We start from the raw sequence: 15,289 nt of genomic DNA, 5'->3' as shown, positions 1-15,289 counted from the left end.
GTTGCGTGACGGACGGGCGATCTTCCGCCACCTGCGTCGCTTCCTGGTGGCCATGACGCTGGTGGGCTTCGTCAGTTTCGCCGTCCCGCAGGGGAGGCCCCTGGCGGGGGCTGGAGCGTCTTCCCGGACGCAGGGTCGGGCTCCGGCCGCCGCCCAGCCGGCCGGCGGCCGTCTCGTGGACCTGGGGACACCCCCCGCTCCGGAGCGCTCCACGCCCGCGCCCGGCGAGGTGGGGGTGGAGGCGGACTACGTGCAGGCGGGGCAGGCGGGGCGCCGGACCGGGACGGGAACGGTGGTGGCCGCCCCGCTTCCGGATCGACCGCGGCGGATCCTGGTGGTGAGCGCGGCGCACGTGCTCGGGCCGCCGGGCGCCACCTGGCTGGGCGTCGCGGTCCACCTGCCCGGTTCCCCGGAGGCGCTGCCGGCGAGGAAGGTCTTCCTGGCCGACGGGGTGGATCTGGCGGTGCTGGAGGTGCCCTCCCTGGACCCGAACCAGGTGACGCCCTTCCCGCTTCCCGCGGTCGCCCCCGCGGGGGCGGGCGGCGGAACCGGCTCGAGCGACCCGAGCGGGGCGCCGGCGGCGGCGACGGCAGGGGAGGTCGACTGCGTCCGCGGCCCCGCCTGGTCCTTCCAGTCCTTCCCGGTCGCCTTTCGCGGCGGAGGGACGTCGGCCACGGGCTTCGAGGGGGCGACGGTGGCCACCGAGGCGCCGGCGGCGCTGCCCGGCTGCTCCGGCGGAGCCCTTCTCGCCCTGCCCCAGGCCGGAGGCCTCCTGGAGGGGCGTTGGCTCGGCCTTCTCACCAGCGTGGGAGGAAGCGCCGGCGCCGCCACGCTCAGCTACATCCCCGCCCAGGAGGTCGCCCGGGCGGTGGCGGCCTACGACCGGATCTCGAGCCAGGGGGGTCGCGGCGGCGGATCCCCTCCGAGATGAGCGCCCGGTGGCAGGAATACGCATACTAGGTGTAGTAACAAACGTTTTTACAAGGGCTCCGCACCCGTCCCGGTGTGACCGGGACGGTCTGCCCGGCCGGCAGGCGAGGAGGGGGCTGTGGGGATGACCTGGTGGCTGGCCGATGCGTTCCTGGTGGCCCTGTTGACCTCGGCGGTGGTCGCCTGGGTCGAACTGGAGGACTGGCTCGGCGCCTTTCTCCGTCTGCGGCGGGCGGCGCTCCTCCGGTAGAGGGGGGATGGCCCGCCCACCCCCTGCGCGGTGCGCAGGGGGTCTTTCGTTCCCCCCGTCGCCCCCCCCCGGAGGCGGCGGAAAGCCCGGTCGTCCTGCCCCTCACAGGGAAGCGGCCCCGCCGGGGCGAAGCCAGCGACGGGCGACCCGGAGCCGCTCCCTGGGCGGACCGGGCTCCCGCCACGACCCGGAGGTGATCGCCGTGACAACGCCCGACTTCGCCCCCCTGGAGGAAGCGACGCTGGCCGACCTCGAGGCCGCCCTGGCGCGCGGCGAGCTGACCTCGCTCGCCCTCACCCGCCTCTACCTGGAGCGGATCGCGCTCCTCGACCGCGACCAGCCGGGCGGTCGCCCCGGCCTCCGCTCCGTGCTGGAACTGAACCCCGACGCCGAGGCGATCGCCGCACGCCTCGACGCCGAGCGCCGGGAGGGCCGGGTCCGAGGCCCCCTCCACGGGATCCCCGTCCTGGTCAAGGAGAACATCGACACGGGTGACCGCATGCAGACCAGCGCCGGCTCGCTGGCGCTGGCCGGGACGCCCGCGCCCCGCGACGCCACCGTCGCGGAGCGGCTCCGCGCCGCCGGCGCCGTCCTCCTGGGCAAGGCCAACCTCTCCGAGTGGGCCAACTTCCGCTCCACCCACTCCATCAGCGGCTGGAGCGGCCGCGGGGGCCAGACGCGGAATCCCTACGCGCTGGACCGGAATCCCTCCGGCTCCAGCTCCGGCTCCGCCGCCGCCGTCTCCGCCAACCTCTGCGCGGCCGCCCTGGGAACCGAGACCGACGGCTCCATCGTCAGCCCGTCCAGCGCCTGCGGAGTGGTGGGGCTGAAGCCGACGGTCGGCCTGACCAGCCGCGCCGGGGTGGTCCCCATCGCGCACAGCCAGGACACGGTGGGGCCCATCGCGCGCACGGTCCGCGACGCGGCGCTCCTCCTCTCGGCGATCGCCGGGCCGGACGAGCGCGATCCCGCCACCAGGGCCGCGGCGGCGAAGGCGGCCGGCGATTACACGCGCTTCCTGGGCGGCGACCTGCGCGGGGTCCGCATCGGCGTCGCCCGCCAGGGCTTCTGGGGGTTCAGCGAGAAGGCGGACGCCGTCTGCGAGGGGGCGCTCCAGGCCCTGCGCGAGCTGGGCGCGGAGCTGGTCGACCCCGCCGACCTCCCCTCGCCCACCCGCTACAAGGAGGACGACGCCGAGATGACCGTCCTCCTCTACGAGTTCAAGGCCGACCTGGAGGCCTACCTGGCGGGGCGGCCGGGCGTCCCGGTGCGGACGCTGGACGAGCTGATCGCCTGGAACGAGGCGCACGCCGCCGAGGAGATGCCCTTCTTCGGGCAGGAGCTCTTCCTCATGGCCGCGGAGAAGGGGCCGCTGACGGAGCCGGCCTACCGCGAGGCTCTGGCCCGGAGCCGCCGGCTGGGGGGTGAGGAGGGGATCGACGCGGTCCTGCGCGCCCACCGCCTCGACGCGCTCGTGGCACCCAGCGGGGGGCCGGCCTGGCTGATCGATCCGGTCAACGGCGACCAGGGCGTCTGGGGAAGCTCGGGGCCGGCGGCCCGGGCCGGCTATCCCCTGATCACGGTCCCCGCCGGCTCCGTCCGCGGGCTGCCGGTGGGGATCACCTTCATGGGCACCGCCTGGAGCGAGCCAACCCTGCTCCGCATCGCCCACGCCTTCGAGCAGGCGACACGGGCACGGCGGCCGCCGCGCTTCCTGCCCAGTGCCGGCTAGTTGCCACCGCCCTCCGAGAGGTGCTACACTCGCACCGGTTTCCGATCGTTCTTTTCTCTGTCATTCCGAACGTTCGGTTTTTGAGGAGGGCTTGCGGTGGGCGTCTTGCAGGCGGAGCAGGAAGCGCGCGCGGCGGCGGGATCCGACTCCTTCCTCGAGCGGCTCTTCCGCGTGCGCGAGCGGGGGAGCAGCCTCTCCACCGAGGTGACGGCCGGTCTCACCACCTTCATGACCATGGCCTACATCCTCTTTGTCAACCCGGCCATCCTGGGCGACGCGGGCGTGCCCAAGGCCGGCGCGGCGGTCGCGACGGCGCTGGCGGCCGGCATCATGACCATCGCCATGGGACTGGTGGCCAACGCACCCTTCGCGCTGGCCTCGGGCATGGGGCTGAACGCCGCCCTGACCTACGGCCTGGTCGCCGGCCAGCACGTCAGCTGGCAGACGGCCATGGGCGTCGTCTTCGTCGAGGGTGCCATCGTCACGCTGCTGGTGCTGACCAACGTGCGCGAGGCGGTGATGAACGCCATCCCGCTCCACCTGAAGAAGGCGATCGGCGTCGGCATCGGCCTCTTCATCGCCCTGATCGGCCTGGTCAACTCGAAGCTGGTGGTGGCCAGCCCGGCGACCGTGGTCACCTTCGGTTCCGTCACCGACAAGGGCGTCATCCTGACCGTCATCGGGCTCCTCCTGACCGCGGCGCTGGTGGCGCTGCGGATCCGGGGCGCCATCCTCCTGGGGATCATCGGCACCACCCTGATCGGCATCCCCATGGGCATCACGCACGTGACCACGCGCCTCTTCGAGGTGCCGGGCGCCGCCTCGTTCGCCACCTTCGGGCAGCTGGACATCGCCGGGGCCCTCCGGCTGGGCATGCTGGCCGCGGTCTTCGCCTTCATGATGACCGACTTCTTCGACACCATGGGCACGGTGGTGGCCGTGGGCGGCGAAGCCGGCCTCCTGGACAAGGAAGGGCGCCTCCCCAACCTGCGCAACATCCTGCTCGTCGACTCGCTGGCGGCGATGGTGGGCGGCCTCTTCGGCGCCTCCTCGGTCACCACCTACGTCGAGTCCTCGGCCGGCGTGGCCGAGGGCGGCCGGACCGGGCTCACCTCGCTCGTGACCGGGCTCCTCTTCCTGGTCTCGGTCTTCTTCGCGCCGCTCTTCCTGATGGTGCCCTCCCAGGCGACGGCGCCGGCGCTGATCGTGGTCGGCTTCCTGATGATGAGCGCCGTCAGGGACATCCCCTTCGACGACTTCGCCGACGCCTTCCCGGCCTTCGTCACGCTGCTGACCATCCCGGTCACCTACAGCATCTCGCGCGGCATCGGCTACGGCCTGATCAGCTACTGCGTCATCAAGCTGGCCACCGGGCGGGCGCGGGAGGTCCACTGGGCGCTCTGGATCGTGGCGGCGCTCTTCGCGCTCAGCTTCGTCCTGCCTGCCTGAAGCGCATTCGAACGATCCGTGACGAGCCGAGAGGGCGGTGCGCCGGCGGGCGCGCCGCCCTCTCGCGCTGCCGCGGGCCGTCATCCGCTGCGCGCATGGGCCCGCCCCGGCCGGAACGTTTACGCACATTGCCATGGAGAAATGGTTCTTTCGGGCTATCCCACCCCCCCTCCACCCTTCTTACAATTGCTTCGCTTACAATTGTCGTGCGGCAGATGTTCCGTCAGCCTGTCTGGGGTGACGTCGCGTGCGGAACGGGCAGCTCGGGCGAAGGCGGAGGGTGGGCCTCTGGCTGGGGCTGGCCGGAGCCGCCCTCCTTCTCGTGGCGGCGGCGGCCTGGCGCCTGCAACTGCTGGCGCCTCCCCGCTTCCAGGGCGAGCTTCTCCAGCCGCCTGCGCAGGCTCCGGATTTCCGGCTGACCGACACGCGGGGGAGGAGCTTCGACCTCGCGTCGCTGCGCGGGAAGGTGGTCCTGCTCTACTTCGGCTACACGACCTGCCCGGACGTCTGCCCCACCACCCTCTCCGACCTGCGCCAGGTCCAGGAGCGGCTGGGGGCCGACGCCCGGCGGGTGCGCGTGCTCTTCGTCACCGTCGATCCCGAGCGGGACACGGCCGCCCGCATGGCGGGCTACCTGGAGCCCTTCGGCTTCGAGCCGGCCGCCATCGGCCTGACGGGAAGCCCTGGGCAGCTGCAGCCGGTCTGGAAGGAGTACGGGGTCTACGTCCACAAGCGGCAGGCCGCCGGTGCCGCCACCTACCTGGTCGACCACTCGTCCTACGTCTATCTGATCGACCCGCGCGGTCAGCTCAGGCTTCTCTTCTCCTTCGGCACCCGGCCGGAGGCGATGCTGCACGACGTCCGTCTCATCCTGGCCGGGCGCTAGCGGCAGGCGGAGCAGCGGGCCTGCCGCCTCGCGTCCGGGCGAGGAGGTCTAGGAAGCAGATGGAAGCACGTCCACGGTGGATGCGACGGGCCGCGGTGGCGGCGGTCGCCTCGCTCCTGCTCCTGGCGGGTTGCGCCGCCCGGGCCGCCTCGCCCGCCTCCGGAAAGAACTCGCTTCGCCTCCGCCAGGCCTGGGCGCGGGCCGCCGAAGCCGGCCAGAACGCCGCCGTCTACCTGACCATCGAGAACCCCACCGGCCAGGCGGACCGGCTGCTCGACGTCCGCACCGACGTGGCCGGCCGCGCCGAGCTCCACCAGAGCAGGATGAACGGCGGGGTGATGGAGATGCAGCCGGTCACCGGCGGGCTGGAGGTGGGCGCCGGAAAGAGCCTCTCGCTGGCGCCGGGCGGCTACCACATCATGCTCTTCGACCTGCGGAGGAGCCTCCGGCCGGGCGACCGTTTCCAGCTCCAGCTCCGCTTCCGGCGGGCCGGCCTCGTCGAGGTGCCCGTGGAGGTGCGGAGCGCGGCGGCCGCCATGCCGGGGATGTGACCGGCGTGTGACCGGGTCGGAGACAGGCACGGGGAAGGAGCGGCGATCGCGTGCGCGGCAGGGCTTGGCGCCGTCCGACGCTTGAGCTGGCAGCCGGGGGCCTCCGTCTCCGTCACCCCCGCCTCGGGCTGGCCTTCCTCATGCTTCTCGTCCTGGCCGGCGCGGCCGTCTACCGCTTCCTCCCCCCGGCCTCCCGGGCGACGCCCTCGCAGGCGCTCCGCGTCCAGGTGATCGGCCACACCTGGTGGTGGGAGTTCCGCTACCCGCAGTACGGCTTCGTCACGGCCAACGAGCTGCACATCCCGGTGGGCAGGCCGGTGGCGTTGGAGGTCCGCTCGGCCGACGTGATCCACAGCTTCTGGGTGCAGGACCTGGTCGGCCAGCTGACCGCCGACCCCTGGAGGCCCGACCAGGGCCTGATGGTGGCGCGGCGCGCCGGCGTCTACTGGGGTGAGTGCAAGCAGCTCTGCGGGCTCAACGAGGCCAACATGCGCCTGCGCGTGGTGGCGGAGTCGCCCTCCGACTTCGCCCGCTGGGTCGCCTCGCACCGGCATCCGGTGGGGCTCCGCGGCCTGGGGGGCGAGGCGCTGGCCGGCTGGCGGCTCTTCGACGGGTCGGCGGGATGCAGCAGCTGCCATACCATCGACGGCACGCCGGCCCAGGGCAAGGCGGGGCCCAATCTGACGGGGATCGGCGACCGGCTGGGCGTGGGCGCCATGGCGCTGGTGCCGGCCGACGAGGCGCACCTGGCCGCCTGGCTGCGCGACCCGGCGGGGGTGAAGCCGGGTACCACCATGCGGCTGCCCAGGAAGCTGCAGGCGCAGGAGATCGACGCCATCGTCGCCTTCCTCCGCACCCAGCGCACCTATGCCAGTCCGGTGACGCGCGCCGCGCTGGAGGACCCTTCGCGCCTGGTGGGCACCGACATCCGCACGGTCCTCCTCACCGGCCCCTGGCGGTCCGACGCCCCCGTCTGGCTGCCCGCCGTGCTGCTGGCGGCCGCCTACGGGCTCGGCGGGTACCGGCTCCGCGCGAGGAGCCCGAGGCCGGCGCTGCCCGCCTGGCGCGCGCTGGCCTGGTTCGGCGGCCTGGCGGCGGGGGTGGCGGCGGTGGAGTCGCCCGTGGACGCGCTGGCCGACCACCTGATGACCTTCCACATGGTGGAACACAACCTGCTGATCATGGTCGCGGCGCCGCTCCTGCTGCTGGGCGCGCCGCTGGCGGTCCTTCCCTGGGCGCTGCCCGAGGGGGCGCGCCGCCGCCTGGCGCCAAGGCTCGCGCAGCATGCGGGCCGGCTGGCGGCCCGCGTCGCGGAGCGGCCGTGGCCTGGCTGGTTCGCCTTCCACACGCTGCTGCTCCTCTGGCACGCGCCGCTCTTCTACAACCTGGCGGAGGGCGCCGTCTGGGTGCACGACGCGGAGCACCTGACCTTCCTCCTCACGGCGCTCCTCCTCTGGGCGCCGGCGGTGGGGCTCCTGCCGGGCCGGCGGGGGCGCTTCGGGCCGGGGGTGGGCGTCGCCTACTTCGGCTTCGCCTTCCTGGTCGGGGAGACCATCCCCATCTGGTTCCTGTTCAGTCCCACGCCCATTTACAGCTTTTACGCGAGCTTCGCCCAGCCCTGGATCTACGGCCTCCCGGTGATGCTGGACCAGCAGCTGGCGGGGGCGGTGATGATGGGCTTCGGCCTCTTCTTCGGCCTGGCCACCCTGGTCGAGCTGGCGCTCCTGCTCGGGCGGCTGGAGGCGGAGCCCGCGGGAGGTGAGGCACGGGGATGACGAGGGAAACCGCCGCCTTCATCCCGGGGCGCATTCTCTGGCCGGCCATCCTTCTCCCCGCGGCGATGGCCGGCGGCTTCGAATTCCTCCGGCACGGCCTGCCGCTCTTCGAGCGGATGCCGACGCCGCTGGGCAACCTGGCGACGGGGGCGCTGGCCCTGCTGGGCAGCCTCGTCTACTTCCGCGTCGTCCTCCGGCTGATGGCGCGCTGGATCCGGCGGGCGGAGGCGGAGCGCGCGGCGCGGCTGGCGCTGGAGCAGCGCGAGGCGGTGGCGGCGGAGCTGCACGACCGGGTCCTGCAGGCGCTCTTCTTCCTGGGCGTGGAGCTGCGCCACCTCCGCCAGAGGGCGCCGGAGGAGCTGAGCGGCGCGATGGACGACGTGCTGGCCGCCCTGGGGGAGGTGGACGCGGAGGTGCGCCGGGCCCTCCGGCGCCTGCGCGCGTCCGAGGAGGAAGCGGCCGACGAGGCGGGGGACGACCTCTCCCGCGTCATGGAAGAGGTCCTCCTGGGATCCGGCATCCTCCTCCGCTGCGAGCCGCCCCTCCCCGCCCCGCTCCCGCTGCGAGCCGCGGAGCGCCGCCGGCTGGCGGCCATCGTGCGCGAGGCGCTGGTCAACGTGAGGAAGCACGCCCGGGCGCAGACGGTCCGCGTCGGCTGGAACGAAGAGGTGCCCGGGCGCTTCCTGCTCACCATCGCCGACGACGGCGTGGGCTTCGATCCGGAGCGGGTGCCGCGCGGGTTCGGGCTCGCCCTGATGCGCCGGCGGGCGGCGGAGGCGGGCTGGGAGCTGGCGCTGGAGAGCGCGCCGGGCCGCGGGACGGAGCTCCGACTGCGCGGCGGCCCTCTCGCCGTGCGGGAGCCGCGCGTGGAGGCGGCGGGCGGTGCCTGAACCGGTCCGGACGCTGGTGGTGGACGACAGCGCCCTCGCCCGCCGCGCCATCCGCACGGTGTTGGAGGAGGCGCCCGACTTCGCGGTGGTGGGCGAGGCGGCCTCGGGGGAGGAGGCGCTGCGCGTGGCCGGGGAGCTGGCGCCGGACCTGGTGCTGATGGACGTGCGCATGCCGGGCATCGGCGGCATCGAGGCGACGCGCCGGCTTCGCGCCCTCTCGCCCAGCTCGGTGGTGGTCATCCTGAGCGTCTCCAGCGACGTGGCCGACCTCTTCCAGGCGATCCGCAACGGCGCCCAGGGCTACCTCCTGAAGAACCTGGACCCGGGCCACTGGATCGAGTACCTGCGCCAGGTGGTCTCGCAGGGCATGCCGATCTCGCGCGAGATCGCCGCCCTGATCGTGGCCGAGTTCGCCTCCACCAACCCCGCGCCCTCGCCCGGCGGGGACGAGGCCGCCCCGCCGCTGACCGAGCGCGAGACGCAGGTGCTGCGCCTGACCGCCGCCGGTCTCCAGAACGACGAGATCGCCCGGCGGCTCCACCTCTCGCCGGCGACGGTGAAGAACCACCTGCGCAACATCCTGGCCAAGCTGCACCTGCGCAACCGGACGCAGCTGGCCTCGTACGCCTACGGAAGCGGTCTGGTCCGTCCGCCCCGGGGGCGTCCCGCACAACCCACCTCGTGACGGGAGGTCGTCAGCCATGCGAGGAAGCATGCACCACCCGCGGCCGCGGCTCGCCGCGCTCCTTCTGGCCGTGGCGCTGGCCGCCTTCGTTCCGCTGCAGGCGGTCTCGGCGCACGCCCACCTGGTCCGGTCCGATCCCGCCCCCGGCAGCGTGCTCGACCACTCCCCGGCCGCCGTCACCGCCACCTTCGGCGAGGAGATCGAGCCCTCGTTCTCCTCGATGACGGTCGTCGACGCGGGGGGCCATCCGGTCACCTCGGGACCGAGCCACGTCCTGGCCGGGAACCGGTCGATGCAGGTGCCGCTCAAGCCGGACCTGCCGCCCGGCGTCTACACGGTCGACTGGCAGAACCTCTCCAGCGACGGCCACAAGCTGAGCGGAAGCTTCACCTTCCGCGTCGCCTCCTCTTCGGCCTCCGGCTCGGGCTCCGCTTCCGCCGGCTCGACGCCGCCGACCGGTGCGGCCCCCGCCTCCGCCGGTGGGGCGGGCGCGAGTGGGGCGGGTGCCCAGCCCGCGCGGGAAGCGGCCGCCACCCGGCCCGCGGGGAGCCCGGTGCTCTGGGCGGCGGTCGGCTTCGTCGCCGGCGGCGTCGCGGTCTTCCTCGTCGACCGGTGGTTGCGGCGATAGCGCATGGGGCCTGAAGCGAGGGGGGTGGAGGTGCGGAGGGGGGCTGCGCCGGCTCCGGGCCCGGCCGGGCCGCTCTGGGAGGGGCTCCGGTGGGCGTCGGCGACGGGCGCCTTCGCCCTCGCCGCCCTGGCCAGCTGGCATCTCCTCCAGGCGGTCAGCATGGAGCCGCCCGATCCGGCCAGCAGCCTTCTGGTCGCCTTGCGGGCGCTGGCCTTCGCGCTCTGGATCGCGCCGCCCTTCGTCGCCTCGCGGCTCGGCGGTTCCCCGGCGGCAGCACCCTACCGCCCGATCTCCCTTTCCGCCGGCCTCGGCTATCTGCTGGCGGACGCGGCGCTCACCTGGGTCCGGGTCGCCGGCGTGCTGGGTACTCCCTTCCCGCCGGGTCAGCCGGGGGCGCTGCTCTTCCTGGAGGCCACGCGCTACGGGCGTCTCTGGCTTCTCCGCCTGGCCCTGGCCGGGGTGGCGTGGCTGCTGGAGTGGAGGCGGGCTGCGCCCGGCTGGATCCAGACCGGTCTCCTCCTCGCGCTGAGCGTCCTGGTGGCGCTCGGCGCCCACGCCGGCTCGAGCCCCCGCCCGTGGCTGGCCGTCCCGGCGGATGTGCTCCACCAGTGGGCCGTCGGCGTCTGGCTGGGCGGCGTGCTCCTCCTGAGCCTGGTCGAGCGGCCGCGCCGCCTGCGCCAGGGGCGCGAGCTGACCCGCGAGGAGCTCGGCCGCTTCTCGGGCCTGGCGGCGCGGGCGCTGGCGCTGGTGGTCCTGAGCGGGCTCGTCTCCGCCACCGACCGCTTCCTGCCGCTGCCCGACCCGCTCCGGTCGGACTACGGTCACGCCCTGCTGGTCAAGCTGGGTTTCTGGGCGCTCGCGCTCCTTGCGGCAGGGAGCCACCGCTTCTGGACCGCGCGGCGACTGGAGAGCGCCGACGCCGCGCGCCAGAGGCCGCGGCCCGGGCGTCTCTTCGCCCGCGCGCTGCGCTTCGAGGCGGCCGCCCTGCTCCTGGTCCTTCTCGCTACCGGGGTGTTGACGGGAAGCTCGCCTCCTGACCCCGAAGAGCCGCTTCCCGGCTATGCGCTCGCCTGGACGCTGGAGCAGCCGGCCCTTCCGCTCTGGGCGGCGCTGGTCGGCGTCGGTCTGGCCGCCGTGGTGGCCGTGCCGGTCCGCGCCCGCCGCCCCCACGCTGCCGCCTTCGCCCTCCCGGGGCTCCTCCTGGCGGGAGGTGCCCTGCTGGTGGCCAACCCGGGCTGGGTGCTGGGCCGCCCGGCCCCCAGTCGCTACCAGGCGTCCGAAACCGCCGGTCCCTACCGGCTCGAGCTCCGGGTCTCCCCCGCCGTGATCGGCCGGAACCAGCTGGCGCTCACCGTCCTCTCGCGGGGCCGTCCGGTGGACGGGCTCGCCGTGCAGGCGGAGGTGGAGAGCCTCGACATGGAGATGGGCACGGCCACCGTCCGTCTCGCGCCCGGCGGCTCCGGCCGCTACACGGGGTCGACCGACGCCTTCAGCATGGCAGGCGGTTGGCAGGTGGTGCTCACGCTCCGCTCGAGCGCCCGCCCGGGTGCGGCGGCAGCGGGGAGACCGGCCGCGGAAGGCCCGTCGTTCCAGGCCAGATTCCAGCTGTCCGTGGCGCCGCCCGGCGCCTCCCCCGACTGCAGCTGGGCCATCGATCCCGCCCTCCGGCCGCGGCGGACCGACCTCGGCGCCCCGGTCTACGCGATCGCGCCCTCGCCTCGCTCGGCCGCCACACTCCTGGTGGGCACGGGGGACGGCGCCGTCTGGAGCCGGGACGGCGGCCGGAGCTGGCACCGGGTGGCGCTTGCCCGCGGCCGGGCGGTGGAGGCGGCCGCCATCGCCCCGGACGGGCGCACCTGGTACCTGGGCGCGGGCGACCGGTTCTGGCTCTCCACCGACGGGGGTGTCCACTGGCGGGCGGGGCGCGCGCCCGGCCGCTCGGTGGCCGCGATCCTTCCCTCGCCCTGGCATCCGGGCGGCCTCTGGGCCGCCACCGAGGCGGGAATCGCCTACAGCCCGGACCGGGGTCGCAGCTGGCGGCTGCTCGCCGGGTCTCCCCAGCTTCGAGGCGTGATCGCTCTGGCGGCCGACCCGGACCGAACCGGAAGGCTCTTCGCAGGGGGCGCCGAGGGTCTCCTCCGCTCGGACGACGGCGGGCGGAGCTGGCGGCTGGTCGAGAGGCGCGCCAGGCTCGCCTACCGCATCCTGGTGCTGCCGCGCTCGGTCGTCTGGGCCGCAGCCATGGACTCCGGCGCCTGGGTGAGCCACGACGGTGGGGGGAGCTGGGAGGAGGCGGACCAGGGTATCTTCGTCAAAGGCCTGATGGGTCTGGCCGCCTGGGAGGGCGGCCGGCAGCTCGTGGCCGGATCCATGGGCGGCGGTCTCGCCCGGAGCCGGGACGGCGGCAGCACCTGGCAGACGGTGGCCTGTCCCACCGCCACCGTCTTCTACCTGACCGGAGGAGAGAGTCGCGGCAGGCCCCTGATCTGGGTGGGCGACTCCCGCGGCCTGCTCCGCCTCGAACCGCAGCCCTGATGTCGACGCGAGGGAGGAGGCGCCGCACCGGTGCCGCTCCGATCGCTCGGCCGGGTCATCGCCCTCCGCCCGGAGCACACGTACCATCGAGGCGAGGGCTGGCCGCGGGGCGACACCGGGCGGAGCCGGGTGTCCGTCCGGTGCGGAGCCTGTGGGGGCCGGCCGGGGGGATACCGCCGTGGACGAGAAGAGCCCCATGGCCCGGCAAGAAGGGGTGGCAGCGGGAGCAGATCCGGAACGGGCGCCGATCCGGCCGGACGAGCCGGTGATCCAGGGGCTGGTGGAGGACCTGTTTCACACCGTCGCGAGCTGTCTTCCACCCGGGGTGGCGCTGGCCCCGCCGGAGCGGCAGCTCCTGAGGACGACGCTCCGCCTCTGGCTCGAGCGTCGCCTGGTGTCGCACCTCTGAGACGGCCCGCCGCGGGTCGGGCGACCTCGACGGCGCGGGCTGGTGGAGCAGGGGAACCGGGCGCGCTTCCAGGGGTTAAACGCCTGAACGCACCTCCAGAGTCCTTCGCCTTTCGGCTCGCTCCGGCGATCCCCTGTCGAGCTTCCGGAGCTGGTCCCCAGAAGTGCGTTCATCTTGAATATAGCTCCACGGTGCGCCATGTCAACCGCCTGTCGAAAAGTCACTGTAAAGTCCGAAAACTACCGGGATCTCCCCGCTCCGCTCCCGGCGGCTTCGGCCGCCTGGCACTCCGGGCAGAGCCCGAAGATCTCGATGATATGCTCCCGGTGGGTGTAGCCGCGGGAGGCCGCTGCCGACTCCATCTGCTGGTCGAGCGCCAGCTGGATCTCCTCGGTCCGGCCGCAGCGGGTACAGATCAGGTGGTGGTGATGGGCCGTCGACTCGCAGAGGATGTAGCTCTCGCGGCCGCCCGTATGGATCCGCTGGACGGCACCCAGGTTCTCCAGGAGCGCCAGCGTCCGGAAGACGGAGGCGCGGCCGACCTTCGGAAAGCGGGCAGCCACCGCGTCGCACAGCTCTCCGGCCGAGAAGGGCTGCGAGAGCTCGGACATCGCCTCGATCACCGAACGGCGCGCCGGCGTCATCGAGCGGCGGGCCCGCCGCAGGCGCTCCACCGCTCCTTCCTTCCGATGCTGACCGCTGGTCTCGCCCATGCCTCCCACTCCGTCCCCTTCCGGTCTACGCCTCCGTCCCCTCCGCCGTTCCCGCCTGCCAGCGCCGGTAGAGCTCCGGCCGCCGGTGGCGGAGGACCGGCAGCTTCTCGCGCACCCGCCGCACCCGGCCCGGATCGACGTCCGCCAGGAGCAGCGCTTCCTCCTCGCCCGCAGCCGCCGCGGCCAGGCCCATCGGATCGGCCAGGAGGCTCCGGCCGCAGTAGGGGCCGCCCACCTGGTCCGCGGCCAGCACGTAGCAGGTATTCTCCAGCGCCCTCGCGCGCACCAGCAGCTCCCACTGCTCCTCTTTCAGAAGGCCGCGCACCCAGGCCGAGGGGAGGAGCAGCAGCTCCGCACCCCGCTCCGCCAGGCGGCGACTCACCTCCGGGAAGCGAACGTCGTAGCAGATCGCGAGGCCCAGGCGGAGCCGCGCCCCCTCCCGCGGGCTCCAGTCGAAGACGGGCGGCTCCTCCTCCCCCGCGAGGAAGCGGTCGGACTCCAGGCTCCCCAGCGCGTCGAAGAGGTGGATCTTCCGGTAGGCGGCCAGGCGCCTGCCGTCGGGGCCCCAGGCGACCGCCGTGTTGTAGACGCGCCGCCCGCCGGCCGCGTCGCCGGCCCCGGCCGGCCGCTCGAGGAGCCCGGCCACCAGGAGAAGGCCGTACCGCCGCGCCATCTCCGCCAGGCGCCGGGCGAAGGGCCCGTCCAGCTCCTCCGCCCACTCGGGCAGACGCGGGGCCGCCTCGTCGTCGAAGGGCGCCATGGCGCCTTCCGGGAAGAGGAGCAGCTCGGCGCCCGCTCGGGCCGCCGAGCGGGCGAAGCTCTCCATCCGCTCCAGGTTCGCCTCCTTGTCGGGAAGCGAGCGGAACTGGCCGACGGCTACGCGCAAAGCCACCACCCCGTCTCCCTATTCTCTCACGACGCGCTGCCCCGCTGCTCTCCGAGCGACCGCGCCAGCTCGCGCCGCCAGCCGGCCACCAGACTGCCCATGCCGATCCCCAGGACGACCACGATCACCAGCAGGAGCTCCATGTCCAGGTGCTCCAGCCCGGGGAGGTGGAGGCCGGTGGGAATCGCGAAGGCGGTCAGCGCCGGGTCGGCGAGACCGAGCGCGCCCGCCAGGACGAAGGCCAGCCCGCCGTACGTGAGAGTATTGCCGGCCACCCGGTGGGCCAGCCTCTCCGCGCTCTCCCCGGGCAGGCCCAGCCGGCGCGAGAACCAGCCGAAGGCCGCCCCGGCCGTCGCCTGGACCGCCGTCGTCCCCAGGCCGAAGGCGGCTCCCGGCAGCCAGGCCAGGCTGGCGCTGGGCATCGCCGGTGCCAGGACCGAGTAGAGGACGAGGGCGAAGGCGCCGAAGCCCCAGCCGGCGATGAAGCCGTGCACGGCCGCCATGGCCGGCGTCGGCATCCGGCTCTCTTCCCGTCCTTCCTCCGCCTCGGGAAGGTCCCGGTGGTGATGCCCGGCGAGCTCGAGCCAGGGGAGCCGGAGGTGGAGATGCAGGTGGAGCGAGCGGTCGAGCCGGAGTACGTAGACCCCCGCCAGGACCATCACGAGCCCGACGACCACCGCCAGGCGGAGGTCCCAGGCCGGGTCGCTCTGCGCGAAGCGGAGCAGCGCGAAGTAGGCGAGCTCCGACGCCAGCGCGCGCTGGAAGGTGAAGCTGAGCGAGAAGGCCAGCCCCGCCAGGAGGCCCCGCCGTGCCGAAAAGCTGCCGATGGCGTAGCTGAAGGTGATGGGCCACGTGTGCTCGTCGGGCGTCACGCCGTGGACCACGCCCAGCAGGAAGGCTGCCAGGAGGACGACCCCCAGCGACGCGGTCGAATGTCCGATCGGGAACTGGTTCAGGATGTCGGGCACAG

General features: G+C 73.9%; 15 protein-coding genes. 12 read left to right on the top strand and 3 right to left on the bottom strand.

The genetic code is table 11. The annotated features are described in order from the left end of the window. Window position 1 precedes the first annotated feature (1 nt). The 12 genes from QJR14_09680 to QJR14_09625 all read left to right on the top strand — a co-directional run bounded on the left by QJR14_09680 (window position 2) and on the right by QJR14_09625 (window position 12,720). Complete coding sequence (locus QJR14_09680; protein ID MDI3317868.1) at window positions 2–931, top strand: trypsin-like peptidase domain-containing protein; 930 nt, start codon at window positions 2–4, stop codon at window positions 929–931. Between the two features lie 123 nt (window positions 932–1,054). Further along, window positions 1,055–1,180 (top strand): hypothetical protein, encoded by a 126-nt coding sequence (locus QJR14_09675; GenBank protein MDI3317867.1) that lies wholly within the window; start codon window positions 1,055–1,057, stop codon window positions 1,178–1,180. A 193-nt stretch (window positions 1,181–1,373) separates the two neighbouring features. Then, a complete protein-coding gene (locus QJR14_09670; protein ID MDI3317866.1) occupies window positions 1,374–2,912 on the top strand; it encodes an amidase in 1,539 nt (512 codons plus the stop codon). Window positions 2,913–3,008: 96 nt separating this feature from the next. Continuing rightward, the gene (locus QJR14_09665) at window positions 3,009–4,361 is read left to right on the top strand and encodes an NCS2 family permease (GenBank protein ID MDI3317865.1); all 1,353 of its coding nucleotides are present in this window, start codon (window positions 3,009–3,011) and stop codon (window positions 4,359–4,361) included. A gap of 247 nt (window positions 4,362–4,608) precedes the next feature. Further along, complete coding sequence (locus tag QJR14_09660; protein ID MDI3317864.1) at window positions 4,609–5,247, top strand: SCO family protein; 639 nt, start codon at window positions 4,609–4,611, stop codon at window positions 5,245–5,247. Between the two features lie 59 nt (window positions 5,248–5,306). Further along, window positions 5,307–5,798, top strand: coding sequence for a copper chaperone PCu(A)C (locus QJR14_09655; GenBank protein MDI3317863.1), 492 nt, complete (start codon window positions 5,307–5,309; stop codon window positions 5,796–5,798). 50 nt (window positions 5,799–5,848) lie between these two features. Continuing rightward, window positions 5,849–7,573 carry a cytochrome c oxidase assembly protein gene (locus QJR14_09650; GenBank protein ID MDI3317862.1) on the top strand — a complete coding sequence of 575 codons (1,725 nt, stop codon included), beginning with the start codon at window positions 5,849–5,851 and terminating at the stop codon, window positions 7,571–7,573. Further along, on the top strand, window positions 7,570–8,463 hold the full coding sequence (locus QJR14_09645) for a histidine kinase (GenBank protein MDI3317861.1): 894 nt from the start codon (window positions 7,570–7,572) through the stop codon (window positions 8,461–8,463). The genes QJR14_09650 and QJR14_09645 overlap by 4 nt, the downstream gene beginning before the upstream one ends. After that, window positions 8,456–9,148, top strand: a complete 693-nt coding sequence (locus QJR14_09640) for a response regulator transcription factor (protein ID MDI3317860.1) — start codon at window positions 8,456–8,458, stop codon at window positions 9,146–9,148. The genes QJR14_09645 and QJR14_09640 overlap by 8 nt, the downstream gene beginning before the upstream one ends. A gap of 16 nt (window positions 9,149–9,164) precedes the next feature. Continuing rightward, a complete protein-coding gene (locus QJR14_09635; GenBank protein ID MDI3317859.1) occupies window positions 9,165–9,776 on the top strand; it encodes a copper resistance protein CopC in 612 nt (203 codons plus the stop codon). 24 nt (window positions 9,777–9,800) lie between these two features. Beyond that, window positions 9,801–12,311 (top strand): CopD family protein, encoded by a 2,511-nt coding sequence (locus tag QJR14_09630; protein ID MDI3317858.1) that lies wholly within the window; start codon window positions 9,801–9,803, stop codon window positions 12,309–12,311. Between the two features lie 178 nt (window positions 12,312–12,489). Then, window positions 12,490–12,720, top strand: coding sequence for a hypothetical protein (locus QJR14_09625; protein ID MDI3317857.1), 231 nt, complete (start codon window positions 12,490–12,492; stop codon window positions 12,718–12,720). 239 nt (window positions 12,721–12,959) lie between these two features. Here QJR14_09625 and QJR14_09620 read toward each other — a convergent pair whose 3' ends face one another. The 3 genes from QJR14_09620 to QJR14_09610 are packed head-to-tail and all read right to left on the bottom strand — an operon-like array spanning window position 12,960 to window position 15,287. Next, on the bottom strand, window positions 12,960–13,433 hold the full coding sequence (locus tag QJR14_09620; GenBank protein ID MDI3317856.1) for a Fur family transcriptional regulator: 474 nt from the start codon (window positions 13,431–13,433) through the stop codon (window positions 12,960–12,962). A 25-nt stretch (window positions 13,434–13,458) separates the two neighbouring features. Beyond that, window positions 13,459–14,325: a carbon-nitrogen hydrolase family protein gene (locus tag QJR14_09615; GenBank protein MDI3317855.1), complete on the bottom strand. Its 867-nt coding sequence runs from the start codon at window positions 14,323–14,325 to the stop codon at window positions 13,459–13,461. Window positions 14,326–14,345: 20 nt separating this feature from the next. After that, the gene (locus QJR14_09610) at window positions 14,346–15,287 is read right to left on the bottom strand and encodes a hypothetical protein (protein MDI3317854.1); all 942 of its coding nucleotides are present in this window, start codon (window positions 15,285–15,287) and stop codon (window positions 14,346–14,348) included. Window positions 15,288–15,289: the final 2 nt, after the last annotated feature.

Source organism: Bacillota bacterium, from assembly GCA_029961055.1.
Lineage (GTDB): Bacteria > Bacillota > Sulfobacillia > JAIMAT01 > JAIMAT01 > JAIMAT01.
This window is presented reverse-complemented; position numbering and strand designations above follow the sequence as displayed.

Excerpts from the sequence above, each read along its gene's own strand:
- QJR14_09675 (MDI3317867.1), top strand. The coding sequence starts at position 1,055 with ATGACCTGGTGGCTGGCCGATGCGTTCCTGGTGGCCCTGTTGACCTCG.
- QJR14_09655 (MDI3317863.1), top strand. The coding sequence starts at position 5,307 with ATGGAAGCACGTCCACGGTGGATGCGACGGGCCGCGGTGGCGGCGGTC.
- QJR14_09645 (MDI3317861.1), top strand. The coding sequence starts at position 7,570 with ATGACGAGGGAAACCGCCGCCTTCATCCCGGGGCGCATTCTCTGGCCG.
- QJR14_09635 (MDI3317859.1), top strand. The coding sequence starts at position 9,165 with ATGCGAGGAAGCATGCACCACCCGCGGCCGCGGCTCGCCGCGCTCCTT.
- QJR14_09620 (MDI3317856.1), bottom strand. The coding sequence starts at position 13,433 with ATGGGCGAGACCAGCGGTCAGCATCGGAAGGAAGGAGCGGTGGAGCGC.